General features: G+C 45.0%; 13 protein-coding genes. 7 read left to right on the top strand and 6 right to left on the bottom strand.

Annotation, left to right across the window (positions count from 1 at the left end):
- The first annotated feature begins 27 nt into the window (after positions 1-27).
- Together MCG46_RS14425 and cls are read left to right on the top strand one after the other, a co-directional pair.
- A complete protein-coding gene (locus MCG46_RS14425) occupies positions 28-516 on the top strand; it encodes a pyridoxamine 5'-phosphate oxidase family protein (RefSeq protein ID WP_240280584.1) in 489 nt (162 codons plus the stop codon).
- A 220-nt stretch (positions 517-736) separates the two neighbouring features.
- Positions 737-2,269: a cardiolipin synthase gene (cls, locus tag MCG46_RS14420; RefSeq protein WP_240280583.1), complete on the top strand. Its 1,533-nt coding sequence runs from the start codon at positions 737-739 to the stop codon at positions 2,267-2,269.
- A 135-nt stretch (positions 2,270-2,404) separates the two neighbouring features.
- Here the strand turns inward: cls and MCG46_RS14415 are convergent, their stop codons facing one another.
- The 3 genes from MCG46_RS14415 to MCG46_RS14405 form a co-directional block, all read right to left on the bottom strand.
- A complete protein-coding gene (locus MCG46_RS14415; RefSeq protein ID WP_240280582.1) occupies positions 2,405-2,839 on the bottom strand; it encodes a pyridoxamine 5'-phosphate oxidase family protein in 435 nt (144 codons plus the stop codon).
- Entirely contained in the window at positions 2,823-3,305 is a 483-nt protein-coding gene (locus tag MCG46_RS14410; RefSeq protein ID WP_240280581.1) for a MarR family winged helix-turn-helix transcriptional regulator, read from the bottom strand. The genes MCG46_RS14415 and MCG46_RS14410 overlap by 17 nt, the downstream gene beginning before the upstream one ends.
- A gap of 138 nt (positions 3,306-3,443) precedes the next feature.
- Positions 3,444-3,923, bottom strand: coding sequence for a peptidoglycan-binding domain-containing protein (locus MCG46_RS14405; RefSeq protein WP_240280580.1), 480 nt, complete (start codon positions 3,921-3,923; stop codon positions 3,444-3,446).
- 289 nt (positions 3,924-4,212) lie between these two features.
- Between MCG46_RS14405 and MCG46_RS14400 the strand changes: the two genes are divergently transcribed.
- From MCG46_RS14400 to MCG46_RS14385, 4 genes are all read left to right on the top strand, one after another.
- Entirely contained in the window at positions 4,213-4,638 is a 426-nt protein-coding gene (locus MCG46_RS14400; RefSeq protein WP_240280579.1) for a MarR family winged helix-turn-helix transcriptional regulator, read from the top strand.
- A gap of 24 nt (positions 4,639-4,662) precedes the next feature.
- Positions 4,663-6,402: an ABC transporter ATP-binding protein gene (locus MCG46_RS14395; RefSeq protein ID WP_240280578.1), complete on the top strand. Its 1,740-nt coding sequence runs from the start codon at positions 4,663-4,665 to the stop codon at positions 6,400-6,402.
- Positions 6,383-8,281 carry an ABC transporter ATP-binding protein gene (locus tag MCG46_RS14390; RefSeq protein WP_240280577.1) on the top strand — a complete coding sequence of 633 codons (1,899 nt, stop codon included), beginning with the start codon at positions 6,383-6,385 and terminating at the stop codon, positions 8,279-8,281. Before MCG46_RS14395 ends, MCG46_RS14390 begins: the two co-directional genes overlap by 20 nt.
- Positions 8,282-8,557: 276 nt before the next feature.
- On the top strand, positions 8,558-9,910 hold the full coding sequence (locus tag MCG46_RS14385; protein ID WP_430622667.1) for an MATE family efflux transporter: 1,353 nt from the start codon (positions 8,558-8,560) through the stop codon (positions 9,908-9,910).
- Positions 9,911-10,112: 202 nt separating this feature from the next.
- Here the strand turns inward: MCG46_RS14385 and MCG46_RS14380 are convergent, their stop codons facing one another.
- Positions 10,113-10,925 carry a MerR family transcriptional regulator gene (locus MCG46_RS14380; protein ID WP_240280576.1) on the bottom strand — a complete coding sequence of 271 codons (813 nt, stop codon included), beginning with the start codon at positions 10,923-10,925 and terminating at the stop codon, positions 10,113-10,115.
- Between the two features lie 151 nt (positions 10,926-11,076).
- On the opposite strand from MCG46_RS14380, the gene MCG46_RS14375 reads away from it, so the two are divergent.
- Positions 11,077-12,789, top strand: a complete 1,713-nt coding sequence (locus tag MCG46_RS14375) for an FAD-dependent oxidoreductase (RefSeq protein ID WP_240280575.1) — start codon at positions 11,077-11,079, stop codon at positions 12,787-12,789.
- A gap of 327 nt (positions 12,790-13,116) precedes the next feature.
- On the opposite strand, the gene MCG46_RS14370 is transcribed toward MCG46_RS14375, so the two are convergent.
- Together MCG46_RS14370 and MCG46_RS14365 are read right to left on the bottom strand one after the other, a co-directional pair.
- A complete protein-coding gene (locus MCG46_RS14370) occupies positions 13,117-14,049 on the bottom strand; it encodes a ribokinase (RefSeq protein WP_240280574.1) in 933 nt (310 codons plus the stop codon).
- Between the two features lie 260 nt (positions 14,050-14,309).
- On the bottom strand, positions 14,310-16,391 hold the full coding sequence (locus MCG46_RS14365) for an alpha-amylase family glycosyl hydrolase (RefSeq protein WP_020224387.1): 2,082 nt from the start codon (positions 16,389-16,391) through the stop codon (positions 14,310-14,312).
- Positions 16,392-16,447: the final 56 nt, after the last annotated feature.

Genomic DNA, 16,447 nt, shown 5'->3' with positions numbered 1-16,447 from the left:
TGACAGATCGAACGAAGGAGAATAGGTATGAGGACATCAATGCGTCGGAAAAATCAAGCTTTATCCCAGGAAGAGTGCATTGCGGTGCTGCAGCGCGGGACTTCGGGCGTGCTGGCAACAACGGGTGAGGAGGATTATCCTTATGCCGTGCCGCTCAGTTATGTTTACTCAAATTCCAAGCTCTATTTTCATTGTGCTGCCAGTGGTTATAAACTGGAGGCCATTGCCCGCAATCCGAAAGTTTCATTCTGTGTCATGGATCAGGATCAGGTAGTGCCTGAAGAATATACCACGTATTTCCGCAGTGTGATTATTTTCGGTCAAGCCCGTATTCTGACGGACAGCGATGAAAAAAAGGCAGCGTTAAAACAGCTGGCAATACGCTTTAATCCTGCGCATCCTGAAGGCGCGGATGAAGAAATAAACGAACGGCTTGACGTTGTTTGCGTCGTGGAAATCGCGATCGAAGCGATGAGTGGCAAAGAAGCGAAAGAACTGCGAAAAAACGTTAAATAAAGCTTTACCTTACACCATCCTGTAATGCTAAAGAAAAATAGGATTTTTTCAAGCAGGATGACGGCTATAAAACAATGGGATTCCCCCTTTGTTAAGATAGAGAAGAAGGATGATAAGGACCGGGATGTTCTGAGTAATACTTATTCCCGTTTCGGAAGTCTTTCAGGGATAAGGAGAGTAATTCACAGTCTTGTAATTTAACGGAAAGAAGGGGCATGGAATGATTCGAAAACTGTTGCATTTTTTGACCAGCCGATTGATCGTCACAGGGATTTTAATTGCGGTGCAGGCTATTCTGCTATTTGTCATTATCTTGAAAATGAGCAATTATTTCATCTATTTTTATGCCTTCTGTGTTCTGCTCAGTCTTTTTCTGCTTATTTATCTTGTGAATAACGACGGCTCACCCAGTTTGAAAATCCCTTGGATCATTCTGATGCTTGTGCTTCCCATTCTGGGTGGGATTGCTTATGTCTGTTTCGGACGTACGCCAGTACGCAAGCAAGAAAAGAATCGTATGATTGAATTGGTCAAGCGAAGTCAGGCCGCACTGTCACAGCTGCCGGATGCGTCAGATTTGCTTCAACAGGAAGCCCCGCAGTATGCCGGCCAATCCCATTACATCGAATGGGCGAGTCAGTGCAAGCCCTATACCCATACGGATTGTGAATATCTGCCTTTGGGCGAAGTCATGTTCGAGCGCCTGTGCGAAGAACTCAACAAAGCACAGGAATATATCTTTATGGAATATTTCATTGTAGAAGAAGGAACGATGTGGAATACCTTGCTAAAGATTCTCAAGGAAAAGGTCAAAGCTGGAGTTGAAGTGCGGATGATGTATGATGATTTAGGCTGTATTATGACGCTGCCGGATCATTATGATCAGAAGCTTGAAGCGATGGGGATTAAGACGGTTGTTTTCAACCGTTTTACAGCACATCTGACGGTTTCCCACAACAATCGCGATCACCGCAAAATTACAGTGATTGATGGGAATGTGGGATTTAATGGGGGAATCAATCTCGCTGACGAGTATATTAACGCTTATGCCAAGCATGGTCATTGGAAAGATTCAGCAGTCATGCTTCAGGGAGAAGGCGTCGCCAATCTGACGATGATGTTTTTGGAAGCCTGGAATTTCTATCGGGATGAAGACTCTGATTTTTCCCGCTATCTGCCGCAGCAGGAGGATCGGCAAGCCTGCGGATATGTTCAGTCTTACAGCGACATTCCGCTGGACCATGAGATGACAGGGGAAAGTGTTTATATGAATATTCTGAACCAGGCTCAGAATTATGTATGGATGACCTCACCCTATCTGATCATTGATCATGAGCTGCTGACAGCGTTAATGATGGCGGCAAAGCGGGGCGTGGATGTTCGGCTGATCACCCCGCACATCCCGGATAAATGGTATGTGCATCTGATCACGCAGTCGTACTATCCATCTCTGGTTGAAGCCGGAGTGAAGATTTATGAGTATACGCCAGGTTTTATTCATGCCAAAACCTTTGTTTCGGATGATCAGGTGGGAGTTGTCGGCACGATCAATCTGGACTATCGGTCATTAGTTCATCATTATGAATGTGCGACCTGGATGCTGAAAACAAAGGCAGTGGCTCAGCTGCATGACGATTTCTTAAAAACGCAGGCTGTTTCCCAGCGGATCACCATGGCGGACTGCCGGAAGTTTCAGCCCCTGCTCAAACGCTGGATTGTCAATGTCATTAAACTCTTTGCCCCTTTAATGTAATCGTTTCTTTGTGCTGAAAAAAAATAAAATAAAATGCGCTTTCTCCTGAATTGAAAACAGGGAGGGCGCATTTTTTCTGTGTCAGGTTGCTGGGATGATCAGCAGACAAGGAAAGGATGCTCTGCTTGATGAAGCTCAGGCTTCTTCGTCGGTGAGCTGAAAATCTTCGGTTTTTCCTTCGCTGTAAAACCGTCCGCCGGTGACCGTGAATTTCAGAACGCAATAATCGGGATCATCGATGCCCAACGGATAGTACAGGGTGTCGGTCGGCTGCCAGATCGAGGCTTTGGATTCATGATCCGTCAGCACTTCCATTGTTCCTTTCAATTGAATTCCGATGTATTTTTCTTTTCCCTGCTTATAAAAATAAACACTGGCTTTGGCATTGCTGCGGAAGATTTCAACTTTTTGGGAAGAGGTATTGGTCGAAAAATAGAAAACTGTGCGCCCGTCAATCCGCCGCGGCGCAAACATGGCTTTCTGACTTGGAAAGCCATCTCTGTCCACCCCTGTGACGACGGCGACTTTCTGACTGCGGATAAAGCGGATGATTTCATCTTGACTCATCATAGTTTATTTCCTCATTGCTTTCTTGGCTCTTTTCTACCTGGTGCAAAGTCGTTAGGATGCGCTGAAGATAAGCTTCAAACTGATCTTTTTCGCCTTCACTGAAACCGGTATAAAAAAGCGTGTTCATACGCTGAGAAACAGCGTCATATTTCTGTTGGAGGGATAAGGCATAATCGGTCAGCATGATCCAGGTCTGCCGGCGGTTGTTCGGATTACTCTGCCGGGTGACGATCCCATGAGCGACCATCGTGTCGATCATGATGGATACCGTGTTTTTAGCCAAGGAAGTCCGCTGACTGATTTCGCTGATCGTGCAGGGCGATTGTTTCCAAAGTACGAATAAAATCCGTCCCTGTCCCCCACTGATTTTCAATCCCTGCTCGCTTAAAAAGCGTTCAAAAATTCGATCTTGAAGCTGTTTAATTTGGGTAATGTAAAAACCACCCTGTGTTTCGATAGGAATCACCTCGAGGATTTCTGCTCTAATGTTCTATATAGAACTATTAATATCATAGCGAATTCCTGATGCGCCGTCAAGTCTGAATCGTGTGAAAAAGGTCTGAAAAACAGACCTTTTTCTGTGAAGCAAAAGGATATTCTTTGATTATTGCAGGCGATTGATAACACGATCCCAGGTATTGTTGCCGATCACGCCGTCGACATTCAAACCGTTGAGTGCCTGGAACGTTTCCACTGCGCGTTTGGTATTCTGTCCGAAATTGCCGTCGACGACCAGCCGCGGATTCGGTGCTATCAATTCATTCAAATACTGCTGGAATTTCTGTACGCCTAAGCCGACATCGCCAACCCGCAGTGTCCGTGATGTTTTGTTGCGTTCGACAGCCGGACTGGACAGATTTTTAAATTCTTCCACAATCTTATCCCAGGTTGTCTGTCCGATGATTCCATCCACATTCAGATGATAGACATACTGGAAAACAGCGACTGCAAACTCTGTTTTCTGGCCATAAATGCCATCCTCCTCCATGGGTGTCAGATTCGGCGCCGCCAAAATCTGATTGATATAATACTGCATCTTTTTTACATCGATGCCGTTGCTGCCTAACCGTAATGCATAAGCCATCATTGATTCCTCCTTTCCCCCTAAGCTATGCGGTTGGTAAGAAAGGGAGTTAGGCACGATGAATTTTTTTGGCAGCTTCAGAGTCTGAAAAACAATTTCGCCTTTCTTTCTTCGTGAAAATAGAGAATATATCGAAGTGGGAGTTGGCTTTTCTTTCGTTAGAGCTAAGTCTGCGACTTGGATGAATTTATCAATTCGTTAAATTTCACTTAAAATTCACAATAAACCTGATTGACAAGTTCGCAAATCGGAGTAGAATGTTAGTGTCCTAACAAAAGAGGGTGACGCAATGCAGCGGAGAATTGGATATGAAATTCGTGAAATTCAACAGATGATCCATCAGAAAATGGAACAATTCCGGCATGAAAACGACTGCGAACTGACGTTTGTTCAGACTCGGACGATTGGTTATCTGATCGCCAATCAAGATCACGATGTCTTTCAGCGGGATCTTGAAAAGGAACTGCGGATTCGGCGGTCCACGGCCAGTGAGATTTTGAATGTTCTGGAGCGGGATGGTTATCTTTATCGACTTTCAGCCCAACAGGACGCCCGATTAAAGAAACTGGTGCTGACGGAAAAAGCGCTGCAGCTGAACCAGAAAATGACTGAGAATATTGATCGAATGGAAGCTTTGCTTTCCCAGTCGATTTCTCAGCAAGATCAGGAACACTTTTTTTCTGTTTTGGATCAAATCAAAAAGAATCTGGAATAACGTAAAAAAGGAAAGGAGAATGTTATGATTCAACGATTGCTTAAAGAAGTTAAAGAATATAAAAAAGCTTCCCTGTTAGCTCCAATATTAATGATTGGCGAAGTCGTAATGGAGCTGATGCTTCCATTTCTGATGTCTTTCATCATTGACTCCGGGGTCAACCAGGGGGATATGGGCGCAGTCTTCAAATATGGAGCGTTGATGCTGATCTGTGCATTTTTATCTCTGTTCTGCGGGATGATGAGCGGGAAATATGCAGCGTATGCCTCCGCGGGATTTGTTAAGAATCTGCGCAAGGCGATGTTTGAGAATATCCAGAAATTTTCATTTGCCAACATTGATAAATACTCAACCTCCGGTCTGGTCACACGAATGATGACCGATGCGACGAACGTGCAGAATGCGTATCAGATGATTCTGCGGATGTGTGTGCGGGCGCCGTTAATGCTGGTGGTTGCAATGTCGATGACATTTATGATCAATGCCAAACTGGCGATGATTTTCTTCTACGCGATGATTTTTCTGGGAGCGATTCTGGGCTTTATCACATTGAAAGCTTATCCGATGTTCAGCAAAACCTTCCGTAAATATGATGATCTGAATGCGAGCGTTCAGGAAAACGTCACCAACATTCGCGTTGTCAAAGCGTATGTGAAGGAAAATGCCGAGATTGGTAAGTTTAAGGAAGCCGTCAGCAATCTGAAAAAGATGTTCATGAAGGCTGAAAATATCCTGGTGTGGAATAATCCAGTCATGCAGCTGACGATGTACTGCTGTATCCTGGCACTGAGCTGGATGGGAGCGCAGATGATCGTCGGCAGTTCCCTGACTACCGGTGAATTAATGAGCCTGTTCACCTATACGATGAACATTCTGATGAGCTTGATGATGCTTTCGATGATCTTCGTCATGCTGAGCATGTCGATGGCTTCGGCTCAGCGAATTGCTGAAATCTTGGAAGAAAAACCAAGTATTGTGAATCCGGAAAATCCGGTTATGACTGTGGCTGACGGTTCCATTGAGTTCGATCATGTTGCTTTCGGCTATTATCCAGGAAAAGACAAGTATGTGCTGGAGGATATTAATCTCAAGATCAAGTCCGGCGAAACGATTGGTATTCTGGGACCGACCGGGTCCAGCAAATCGACGCTGATGAGCCTGATTCCGCGGCTTTATGACGCCGCGGAAGGAACGGTCCGGGTCGGCGGCATTGACGTCCGCAGCTACGACTTAGATACGCTGCGCAACAGCGTCGCGATGGTGCTGCAGAAAAATGTCTTGTTTTCCGGTACGATCAAGGATAATCTGCGCTGGGGTAATGAATCAGCCAGTGAAAGTGAAATGATTCAGGCTTGCCGACAGGCTTGTGCCGATGAGTTCATCCAGCAGTTTCCAGATCGTTATGATACCCATATCGAGCAGGGGGGAACCAATGTTTCCGGCGGGCAGAAGCAGCGCTTATGCATTGCCCGGGCCTTGTTGAAAAAGCCGAAAGTCCTGATTCTTGATGACAGTACCAGCGCGGTTGATACCCGCACGGACAGTCAGATCCGCAAGGCCTTCCGCGAAGAAATTCCGAATACCACCAAGCTGATCATCTCCCAACGAATTTCATCGATTGAGGATGCAGACCGCATCATCGTACTGAATGAAGGGCGGATCGAAGGAATTGGAACGCATGCTGAGCTGTTGGCCAGCAATGCCATTTATCAGGAAGTTTATGAAACACAGAAGAAAGGAGAGGATGAGCATGAGCAGGCCTAGAAATGTGGGAACCAATGGTGAAAAGCTGAATACTCAGGTGCTGGGACGCTTGATGAACTACATTCTAAAGCGCTATAAAGTCCGTTATGCCGTGGTGATTCTATGCATTATTGTTTCATCCCTGGCTTCCGTCTCTTCCTCTGTGTTTATGAGGACCTTGATCGACGGTTATATTACGCCGCTGGTTCAAAGTGCCAATCCGAATTTTGCGCCGCTGTTTCGGGCGCTGAGCCTGATGGCCTGCCTTTATATGGCAGGTGTGCTGACCAAGCTGATTTCCCAGAAAATTTTGATCGTCATTTCGCAGGGAACGCTGAATGATCTGCGCAACGACCTTTTCAGCAATATGGAAAAACTGCCGATTCAATACTTTGATACCCATGCGCATGGAGATATCATGAGTGTCTATACCAATGATATTGATACGCTCCGCCAGGTTATTTCTCAAAGTATCCCGGAATTCATCTCTTCGCTGATCACGATTGTTTCCGTCTTCTTTTCGATGATCGTCATGAGTGTTCCGCTGACCTTGGTTACGCTGTTTATGGTTGTGATTATGCAGTTTGCGCTGCAGAAAATCATGCGGAAGTCCGGCCGGTATTTCGGCGTGCAGCAGCGGCAGTTAGGGAAAGAAAATGGCTACATTGAAGAAATGATGGAAGGTGCGAAGGTGATCAAGGTATTTACGCACGAGCAGAAAGCCATTGAGGAATTCAATCAGATCAACGACGAACTGTGCGAGGCATCGTACAAAGCCAATAAGTATGCGAATATTCTGATGCCAATTGTCGGCAACCTCGGCAATATCTCTTATGTTCTGTGTGCGTTTATCGGCGGCGCGCTGGCGCTGAATGGAATCGGCGGTCTGACACTAGGCGGTCTGGCATCATTTCTGGCCTTAAACAAATCCTTCAATGGTCCGCTGAATCAGATTTCACAGCAGCTAAACTCCGTCATTATGGCGATGGCCGGTGCTGAACGTGTTTTCAATCTGCTGGATGAGGCCCATGAGGTGGATGACGGCCGGGTTACGCTGGTTAATGTTGTTCAGGATGAGGCCGGTCTAATGCAGGAAACGGAAGCAACGACGGGGCATTGGGCCTGGAAGCATCAACATGAGGACGGCAGTGTTGATTATGTTAAATTAACCGGAGATGTACGATTCCATGATGTCAGCTTCAGTTATGTCGAAGGCAAAACCGTCCTTCATGATATTGAATTGTTTGCGGAGCCGGGACAAAAGCTGGCGTTTGTCGGAGCGACTGGAGCAGGAAAAACAACGATGACCAATCTGATCAATCGTTTCTATGATGTTCAGAAAGGATCGATCACCTATGATGGAATCGACGTGAAGCTGATTCGTAAGGATGATCTGCGGCGGTCGTTGGGCATTGTTCTTCAAGACACGCATTTATTTACGGGTACCATCGAAGAGAATATTAAATATGCCCGTCCGGAAGCCACCCATGAGGAAGTGGTCGCCGCGGCGAAACTGGCGAATGCCCATTATTTTATCAAACATCTGGAGAATGGCTATGATACTTGGCTGACTCGTGATGGCTCCTCACTTTCTCAGGGACAGCGGCAGCTGATCTCGATTGCACGAGCGGCGCTGGCCAATCCGCCGGTCCTGATCCTGGATGAAGCCACCTCCTCGATTGATTCTCGAACAGAGAAACTGGTGCAGGAAGGTATGGATAAGCTGATGAGCGGCCGAACTACCTTTGTCATAGCACACCGGCTAAGTACCATTAAAAATTCACATGCGATTATGGTTATGGATCACGGTCGAATTATTGAGCGCGGCAATCATGAACGCCTGTTGGAAAAGCATGGAATCTACTATCAGCTGTATACCGGCTTAATCGAAAATGACTGAACAGACGGTAATTCCGTCTGTTTTTCCTGTTTGGAAAGTGTCGGAATGTTGCATTCCAAGTGTTCTTCAAGTTCCGATGAATATCCATGAAAACGCATTCTGAATACAAAAACGATTAAACTGCGATGTGTTTTTTTCTGAAGGAAGCAGCCGTAAATGAAAAGAGTAAAAAAAGCATTGACTTGAAGTTCACTCCAGCTGATATGATAAAAGGACAGGAGATTTGAGCAGTCAGGGGATAAGGGAATCAGTTTGAAATTGAAAGAGGGGGATACAGTGACACAAGCAAATACTAAGAATTTAATGACTGAAGGTGTGATCTGGAAAAAGATTTTATTCTTCGCACTGCCAATCTTTTTCGGCAATTTGTTTCAGCAGCTTTACAACACCGCCGACTCTTTGATCGTCGGGAACTTTTTGGGCAGTGAAGCCTTGGCGGCTGTCAGTTCCTCGGGCAATTTGATCTTCCTGCTCGTTGGTTTTTTCAATGGAATTGCGGTTGGCGCCGGGGTTGTGATCGCTCGCTACTATGGTGCGCGCAACAGCGAACAAGTTCAGCTGGCTGTGCATACAACGGTAGCTTTCGGTTTAGCAGCCAGTGTGCTGCTGACGGCAATTGGCGTACTTCTCGCACCGCAGATTTTAATTTGGATGGGAACGCCGTTGGAAGTATTAGGTTTATCAACCGAGTATTTCAGAATATACTTTGCGGGATCACTGGGCTTTATTATGTACAATATTTTTGTCGGAATTCTGCAGGCGGCTGGCGACAGCCGGCACCCTTTGGTTTATCTGGTCATCTCTTCACTGATCAATATAGTTTTGGATCTGGTCTTTGTGGCAGGAATGCATTTGGGTGTGGGATCGGCTGCCTTCGCAACCATTGTTTCGCAGTTTGTCAGCGCCGCGCTCTGTTGGAGACGGCTGTTGAAGGTTCAGGATGTCTATCGAATTGAACCTAAGAGAATCCGCTTTGACAAGCCGATGCTGAAGCTGATTATACAGTATGGTCTGCCTTCCGGCTTGCAGAACTCGATTATCGGCTTTGCGAATGTCGTCGTTCAGGCCAACATCAACGCCTTTGGTCAGATGGCCATGGCCGGCTGCGGGGCGTTCTCAAAAATTGAAGGCTTTGGCTTTTTACCGATAACCTCGTTTACCATGGCGCTGACTACTTTTGTTGGACAAAATCTGGGAGCACGGGAGTTTGAACGAACACGGAAAGGGGCCCGATTTGGCATCTTGTGTTCGATGGCGATTGCAGAAGGTATCGGCATTTTGATTTTCATCGGGGCGCCGTGGCTGATTGCGGCTTTCAACCGCGATCCGCAAGTGATCGCCTATGGGACTGATCGTGCACGAACTTCAGCTTTATTCTTCTTCCTGCTGGCATTTTCCCATTGCATGGCTGCTATTCTGCGCGGTGCTGGAAAATCAACCGTGCCGATGCTGGTTATGCTGCTGACCTGGTGCGCGGCGCGGGTGACCTTCATTACTTTGATGGTCAAACTCGTGAATTCGATTCAGGTTGTTTTCTGGGCTTATCCTCTGACCTGGCTGATGAGCTCGGTTATTTTCTTCTATTATTACCGTAAGGTTGATTGGATGCATGCCTTTGATAATCAATAACCGGAATGGCAAATAAACTTCAATAAAAGATTGGCAGTTTTCTTATGAATAAAAAGCGCAGCATTCAAAACATCGGATTCGATGCGATTATGCTGCGTTTTTGCGATGGGAGAACAGAATCTTAGAATGGATGACACGCAATTCTTTATGATGATCAACGGAAACAAGTTCATTTCTGATCAGCGTATTTTACCATTGAATCCTAATCTATCGAAGAAGTATTTTTATCCCGAAATGGAATATAGAGGATACTGTGTTCTATGGAACTGTCAGTTTGATATTCCGTATACATTAATATATTGCGGAAAACGGAACCCATCGGCTCTAATCCTAGGGTTTCCATCTGAAGCAAAGCCTTTTGAATCGGATTCTCCCGTTTCTCCTTTAAGAAAAAGATACTGTGATACTCAAAGAAGCGGCCTCCATCGCAAGCCTGCACACTGCCGTTGATCGGCAGCCCAATCTGGTTTGCCGCCTGCTGTGGGACAGATAAACCCCAAATATAATCAGAAGGCTGATCGGCAGGGCATTTCTGACATGATTTGACGATGGGAAGCCATTGAGTCCAGGCGGGAAGGATTTCATAGATGAGCGGATTATCAATAAACCCCTGGACGTCAACATGCGGCAGGAAATAAAAAGCTTCAACCGATTTGACAAACCACTGATCCTGCCGGGTTTCTTCACAGAATTGTTTTAATCTTTGATATTCTTCAATCACGCCCTGCATAAAAATGAGCTGCTTTTGCATCTGTTCAATTTTAGGCTCCATTAAGGTCAGAACTTCAGCGGTGGAACGATGCCGAAAAACCTGCTCGATTTCTTTAACAGAAAAGCCATAATTTTTATTCTTAATAATTTCCAGGACGGTGGAAGCATTACGTTGATCATAATAACGATACTTTGCTTCTGTGATCTCATTGGGGATCAGGATCCCATTATTCTGATAATGCTTCAAAAACTCCTGGGTAACCCCGACCTTTTTTGAAAATTCACCGATTTTGTATTTTCGCATCCTCTTTTTCTCCTATTGATGTCAGGCTTTCAGGATCAATATACAAGGAAGTGCTGAAAAAATCAATTACGAATTTGTTCACGAGCAGTTGACTCCCGGCTTAGATACGGATTTATAATTTGAGAAACCATGAACAAAGGAGGAAAATAAAATGGGAAAAAAGGGAATTTCAAGACGGGAATTTCTAAAGGGTACGGCTGCCAGTGCTTTGGGCGTCGCTGCGTTAGGTTTGTTAGGCGGCTGTGCTGCAGAGGATAAACCGGCGGTCAATGAGCCGTGTCCAACGCCGGAAACGGCAGCTAGCGATTGGCTAGGTCAGGAACCGCAGATTGACGCAGGGGCGATCAAGGAAACTCTGGAAACTGAGGTTTTGGTTGTTGGCGCAGGAACCGGTGGAATGTTTGCGGCCTGTTCGGCAGCCGAGAACGGAGCTAAGGTGCTTGTCGTTGAAAAGTATCCGACAGGCGGCGGTATTCGGGATGATCTGGGAGCGATCAATTCCCGCTATCAAAAGGAATGGGGAACACAGATTGACAAGTTTGATTACATTACTGAAATGACGCATATTGCCAATGGTCACTTGGATCAGCGGTTAGTTAAACTTTTCTGCGAGGAATCAGGAGAAACCATTGATTGGTATGGGGATCGACTGGCAGAACGCGGTGTTGAACTGTGGCATGAGGCCGGCGGCGATGATCCGGATGACCGTTATAAACATTTTCCTACCGGTCATTCGCCACGTTGGACCGGCAGCGATGACGGCGAGGGAAATCCGCTGAACGGAAACATTGTGCTGACGGATTACGCTCTGCAGCATGGCGTAGAATTCCGTTATCAGACAACAATGATCAAGCTGACGAAGGAAAACGGCCGGGTTACCGGAATTATCGCAAAGGATGCGGACGAAAATTATATCCAGGTGAAAGCTTCAAAAGGCGTGATTGTTTGTACCGGCGGCTATTCGCTGAACTATGATATGCTTCAGGCACTGCAGCCGGAAAATGTCGCAATGGTGGGCCGCAATGGCTCAATTCCGGGGGCGTCCGGTGATGGGATTAAGGCCTGCATCTGGGCCGGGGGCAAATTTGATGAGACCCATTCGATGATGATGTTTGATCGAGCGGCACTGAAACTGGATGCGAAGCCGGGGATTGATCAGCTGAAAAAAGGTGAAAGCGGGTTTTTCTGGATGGGGTCACAGCCGTTTTTAAAGGTCAACAAAGATGGCGAACGTTTCTTTAATGAATCAGGCACTTATGAAGGTATTCTGCATACTGATGAATTCCAAAAAGATCACTGCCACTTCACTTTGTTTGACAATGATTGGACAGAGTATGTTCAGGAGTTTAAAACTCACGGCTGTTCACGACTAATTCCGTTCCCCAATAATGCGGATCCCAATATCCCTTATCAGGTAATTGCGGAAGGTATGCTTCCAGGACTGATTGCGGACGGTTTCGTTCAGCAGGCTGATACGATTGAGGAATTAGCGGATAAATTAGGACTGCCAAAAGAAAAACTAGCGGCCACTGTTGAACGCTATAATGAACTGTATGATCGAGGGGTAGATGAAGACTTCGGTAAAGAAGCTCATCGGATGTCCGCGCTGCGCACAGCTCCGTTTTACGGCGCTAAGAACTGTGGGTATATCTTATGCACCATGGATGGTATTCAAATCGATTTGAATATGAATGCGATTGATACGGAAGGGAATCCCATTGCAGGACTGTATGTCGTCGGCAATGATAGTGGAGCTTATTTCTCAGCAACCTATCCGAACCTGTCCACGGGTGCTGCCTGCGGCCGAACAGTGACCTTTGGCCGTCGTGCAGGCCGAATTGCGGCTGCACAGGAGAATATGTAATTTTTCAGATGACCATAGATCGGAAGGAGAATTAAGAGAATCGAATTGAATTCTTCGGGAAACCGTAGTTACACTATATAAAAAGGTCAGAACTGATGTCTAATCTTCGTTAAAGGAGATGGGTACATCACTCTCTGATCTTTTTTTATCATTGTTTCATATTGATTTCGCAGAATTTGCTGGAATGATTGAAACAAAGATATGCAGGAGGCAGTCTATGTCTTTTGCTTGGGAAAAAGCTGGATTAAATACATACATTACAATGTAAGAAATTTCCCAGGAAATGACATTAAGATATAAAAAAAGCTGGCACCTTGTCCAGCCGTTTTAAAAATTGAATTCAGTTTTCTGATTCCATAAATAATCACGATGTTTATCCAACAAAGCCATTGTATCAGCCAAAGACGGAATTGAAGCAGAGGCACCTTTTTTACTGACAGCACAACCACTGGCCGCAGTAGCCATAGCCAGACAATTGAGATCACTTTTACCCGCTAATTTGGCAGCTAAGAAAAAACCTGTGAAGGTATCACCAGCACCGACTGTATCGATGACTTCGACCGGACAGCAAGGCATCGAGATTCGCAGTCGGCCAGTCTGCAGACAACTACCCTGATCTCCTAAGGTCAAGATGATCTGAGTGTCGGGCAAAGTTTTTGCAAAGTAGTCAAGGATCGCTTGAGGATCATTTTCGCCTGAAAAGAAAGCACCCTCAACTTCATTAATAAATAATAGATCAACCAACTCCAAGGGCAAAGCTTTTGGATCCACAGGCACAGGTGAAGGATTAAGCGCAATGATCAAGCTGCGCTGGTGTGCTTTACAGATCAATTCATTCAGCCGATTGATTTCGTTTTGGATGACCAGCAGGTCTCCTTTCTGGAAATGCGCTAAGGTTTCGTCAATCTGTTCGGAAGTCACAGCAAAATTACTTCCTGGATAAACTAAAATTGCATTTTGACCATTCCCATCAACCTGAATAATAGCGTGTCCGGCTGGCTGATCCACTTGCCGTAAAAATTCTGTGCTAATATGATATTGCGTCAGAGTCTCAGTTAAAAGGGAACTCGCCTGTCCTAAACATCCGGCAAAGTTTACGGAAGCACCGCCCTGACTTAAAGCAACAGCCTGATTTAACCCTTTGCCTCCGCAAAAACACTGCATCTGCGGAGCGGACTGCGTTTCTTTTGGAGCTATGATATGATCCACAGTATAAAAATAATCAAGATTTAAAGAACCGAAAACTAAACACTTCTGCATGCCGGATCCTCCTTATTTTCTCTAATTATAGCATGGACACAGAAACGTGGAATAAAAAGATAGCAAGCCAGAACTTCAAAGAAAGACAGAATAAATAAGCTGATGACGATTCGGGCTGTCTAGACGGATTCTCCACAGTTAAAGGCTTCAAGTTTGTTTATAATAAAAACTGAATCCAGGAAAAATGATATCCGGATTCAGTAAAGTCTGATTGATATGTACTTCTATATGGGCATCTGGCAAGGAAAGCTCACAATGACTCAGCAGGAAATTTCAATAATCTTGACTTCTCCAGGTAAAAATTCAGCACAAAGAGCCCGATCACCTATTTCCAGACTCAAATCAATTTCGATATTTCGGCTTTCTGAAGTAAAGATAACTGTTGCGGAACTCAAAACCTTTTGAAAATTTTCTGGAAGGTTATCCGTACGGATCCAGTGACGATGGCGGTGATCCAGGTCATGGTTGGCAATCACTAAGATCATGGAACGCTTAAGGGCATATCCAAAACCTAAGGCAGGAATCCAAGGCCCTTCAAACATGAGTGGAAATTGATCCTGTTTTCGGGTTATGGCAGAGCGATAACGATAGCGAATTTTTGAAGCCTCTTCCAAAAGTGTTGGCAATTCCCATCGCTGCGGATGCAGGTAATGGAAAGCATAACGGTCAAATAAGGCTAATTTTCGATAATACGGATCAGACTCGGGCAGCTGATCTTGTTCGTTTGGACGACAATCCAATCCGGTATTCATCGGTTGAAGCTCATAGACTTCCTGTCCGGAATTAAGGAAAGGTACACAATTGGGAATAAATAAATTCAATAAGGTTAACATCCGGCTTAAGCGCTGTCCCCCTTCACGGGCACTTAATCGTGGGGTGTCGTGAGTTTCGCCAACGGCAAAGACTGGGCAAGGCAAGGCAGAAGCTCCGTAGGCAAAGGCATTTAATTTATCTTCCTTTGGCCGCGTTTCCATTGTAAACCCTCCGCCGATAATCATGTTATACCCTTTTTCCAAGGATACAGAGGCATTTTGTGAATCCAACTCCTCCGCAATAAAACAGAAATGCGGATCAATTTTTCTGGCTGCTTCAATGATCTGCTTTACTAATTCCAATGGCAGTGCGTGTCCCATGTCAATTCGCGCTCCATCAATTCCGAACTCTGTTTGATAATATGGAATAATCTGACTTAACAAATCCCATAAAGGCTGATTGATGAGACTGCCAGGATTCAGGCTTGATTTCGCAACATCATAAAGAATGTAGGGATTGAAGTTTTCGTCTTTTGGTAAAAAAGGAACGGAGGCAGTCGGATGATCTAAATACATCCGGAAAAATGTTATATCGTTCCAGGCCGGCTGTGGGTCATTAATACAGTCGCTGAAGGCAGGAGCTACGGTCATTCCAAAGGCTTCCTGGACTAAATCCAATATTTCACCTTTTCCCTTTTTCCATTGAGATACAACTGTTTTCCACTTTTTTGAATCCAAACTTTGCGGATTTGGCTGGAATTTACGAATGTGCTTGAGAACCTCTTCACTGGCGTACATCAGTTCTAAGTATTTTGGATCCGCCGTACTGCCAGGTTCAACACCCGGAACATATGGAGGCACATATGTGGATAACTGGTTAACATCAATCCAATAAAACCAATCTGGGTGTTCCGCAATCAGATCTGAGTTTACAGAATTTGTCCGCGGAATAATATCGATGATTACTTTGATATCCTGACAATGACAAGCTTCTACGAGCGCTTTAAATTCATCTTCAACACTTAATTCGCCGCCGGTCATTGGGTCTTTTAAGCTGGGATCCAATTTGAAAAAATTACTGACCCCATAAGGAGAACCTAAATCTCCTTTTTTATTTTTTGTTGAGTATTGACTGATCGGCAGTAAATATAAAGTATCGATACCCATTTTCTTTAATAATGGAATCAGAGCCAACGTTTTGACAAAGGTACCTGTTTCTTTTAATCCATAGAGATTTTCACTTTCCAGGTTCCCGCTGCGGTCATGATCCCAGCTGCTGGATGTTCGAATCATGCATGAATAAACGCTGCTCTGGCGAATCCAATTTCCGTGAGCAGCTGGACGTGTAATTGGATGATCCATATAATAAGGCTGGCAGACAGGTTCGGAATTTCCTTTTCGCAGCGAATTAATCAATTCGTCGAAAAATTCATAAGGATCAACACGAATTTCACCCGAGGGCAAGCGATATTTTGAAGAACATTTCAAGTCCAAGCTGTCAAAAAGATCTGGAAGGGTATAATTAAAAGGATAATCATGCAAAATCTTTTGGCGCTTCAAGGCTTGTTGCAACTTTAATAAATAGCTCATAAAATACTCCTTTATCAACTGATATTTTCAAGTTTATTCTATCATGAAAAGCATTA

This window comes from Holdemania massiliensis (assembly GCF_022440805.1).
GTDB lineage: Bacteria > Bacillota_I > Bacilli_A > Erysipelotrichales > Erysipelotrichaceae > Holdemania > Holdemania massiliensis_A.
Note: the sequence above shows the minus strand (reverse complement) of the source record. Positions and strands in the feature narration are given on the sequence as shown.

Coding starts and splice junctions, on each gene's coding strand:
- MCG46_RS14425 (WP_240280584.1), top strand. CDS start 28: ATGAGGACATCAATGCGTCGGAAAAATCAAGCTTTATCCCAGGAAGAG.
- cls (WP_240280583.1), top strand. CDS start 737: ATGATTCGAAAACTGTTGCATTTTTTGACCAGCCGATTGATCGTCACA.
- MCG46_RS14415 (WP_240280582.1), bottom strand. CDS start 2,839: ATGATGAGTCAAGATGAAATCATCCGCTTTATCCGCAGTCAGAAAGTC.
- MCG46_RS14405 (WP_240280580.1), bottom strand. CDS start 3,923: ATGGCTTATGCATTACGGTTAGGCAGCAACGGCATCGATGTAAAAAAG.
- MCG46_RS14400 (WP_240280579.1), top strand. CDS start 4,213: ATGCAGCGGAGAATTGGATATGAAATTCGTGAAATTCAACAGATGATC.
- MCG46_RS14395 (WP_240280578.1), top strand. CDS start 4,663: ATGATTCAACGATTGCTTAAAGAAGTTAAAGAATATAAAAAAGCTTCC.
- MCG46_RS14390 (WP_240280577.1), top strand. CDS start 6,383: ATGAGCATGAGCAGGCCTAGAAATGTGGGAACCAATGGTGAAAAGCTG.
- MCG46_RS14380 (WP_240280576.1), bottom strand. CDS start 10,925: ATGCGAAAATACAAAATCGGTGAATTTTCAAAAAAGGTCGGGGTTACC.
- MCG46_RS14375 (WP_240280575.1), top strand. CDS start 11,077: ATGGGAAAAAAGGGAATTTCAAGACGGGAATTTCTAAAGGGTACGGCT.
- MCG46_RS14370 (WP_240280574.1), bottom strand. CDS start 14,049: ATGCAGAAGTGTTTAGTTTTCGGTTCTTTAAATCTTGATTATTTTTAT.
- MCG46_RS14365 (WP_020224387.1), bottom strand. CDS start 16,391: ATGAGCTATTTATTAAAGTTGCAACAAGCCTTGAAGCGCCAAAAGATT.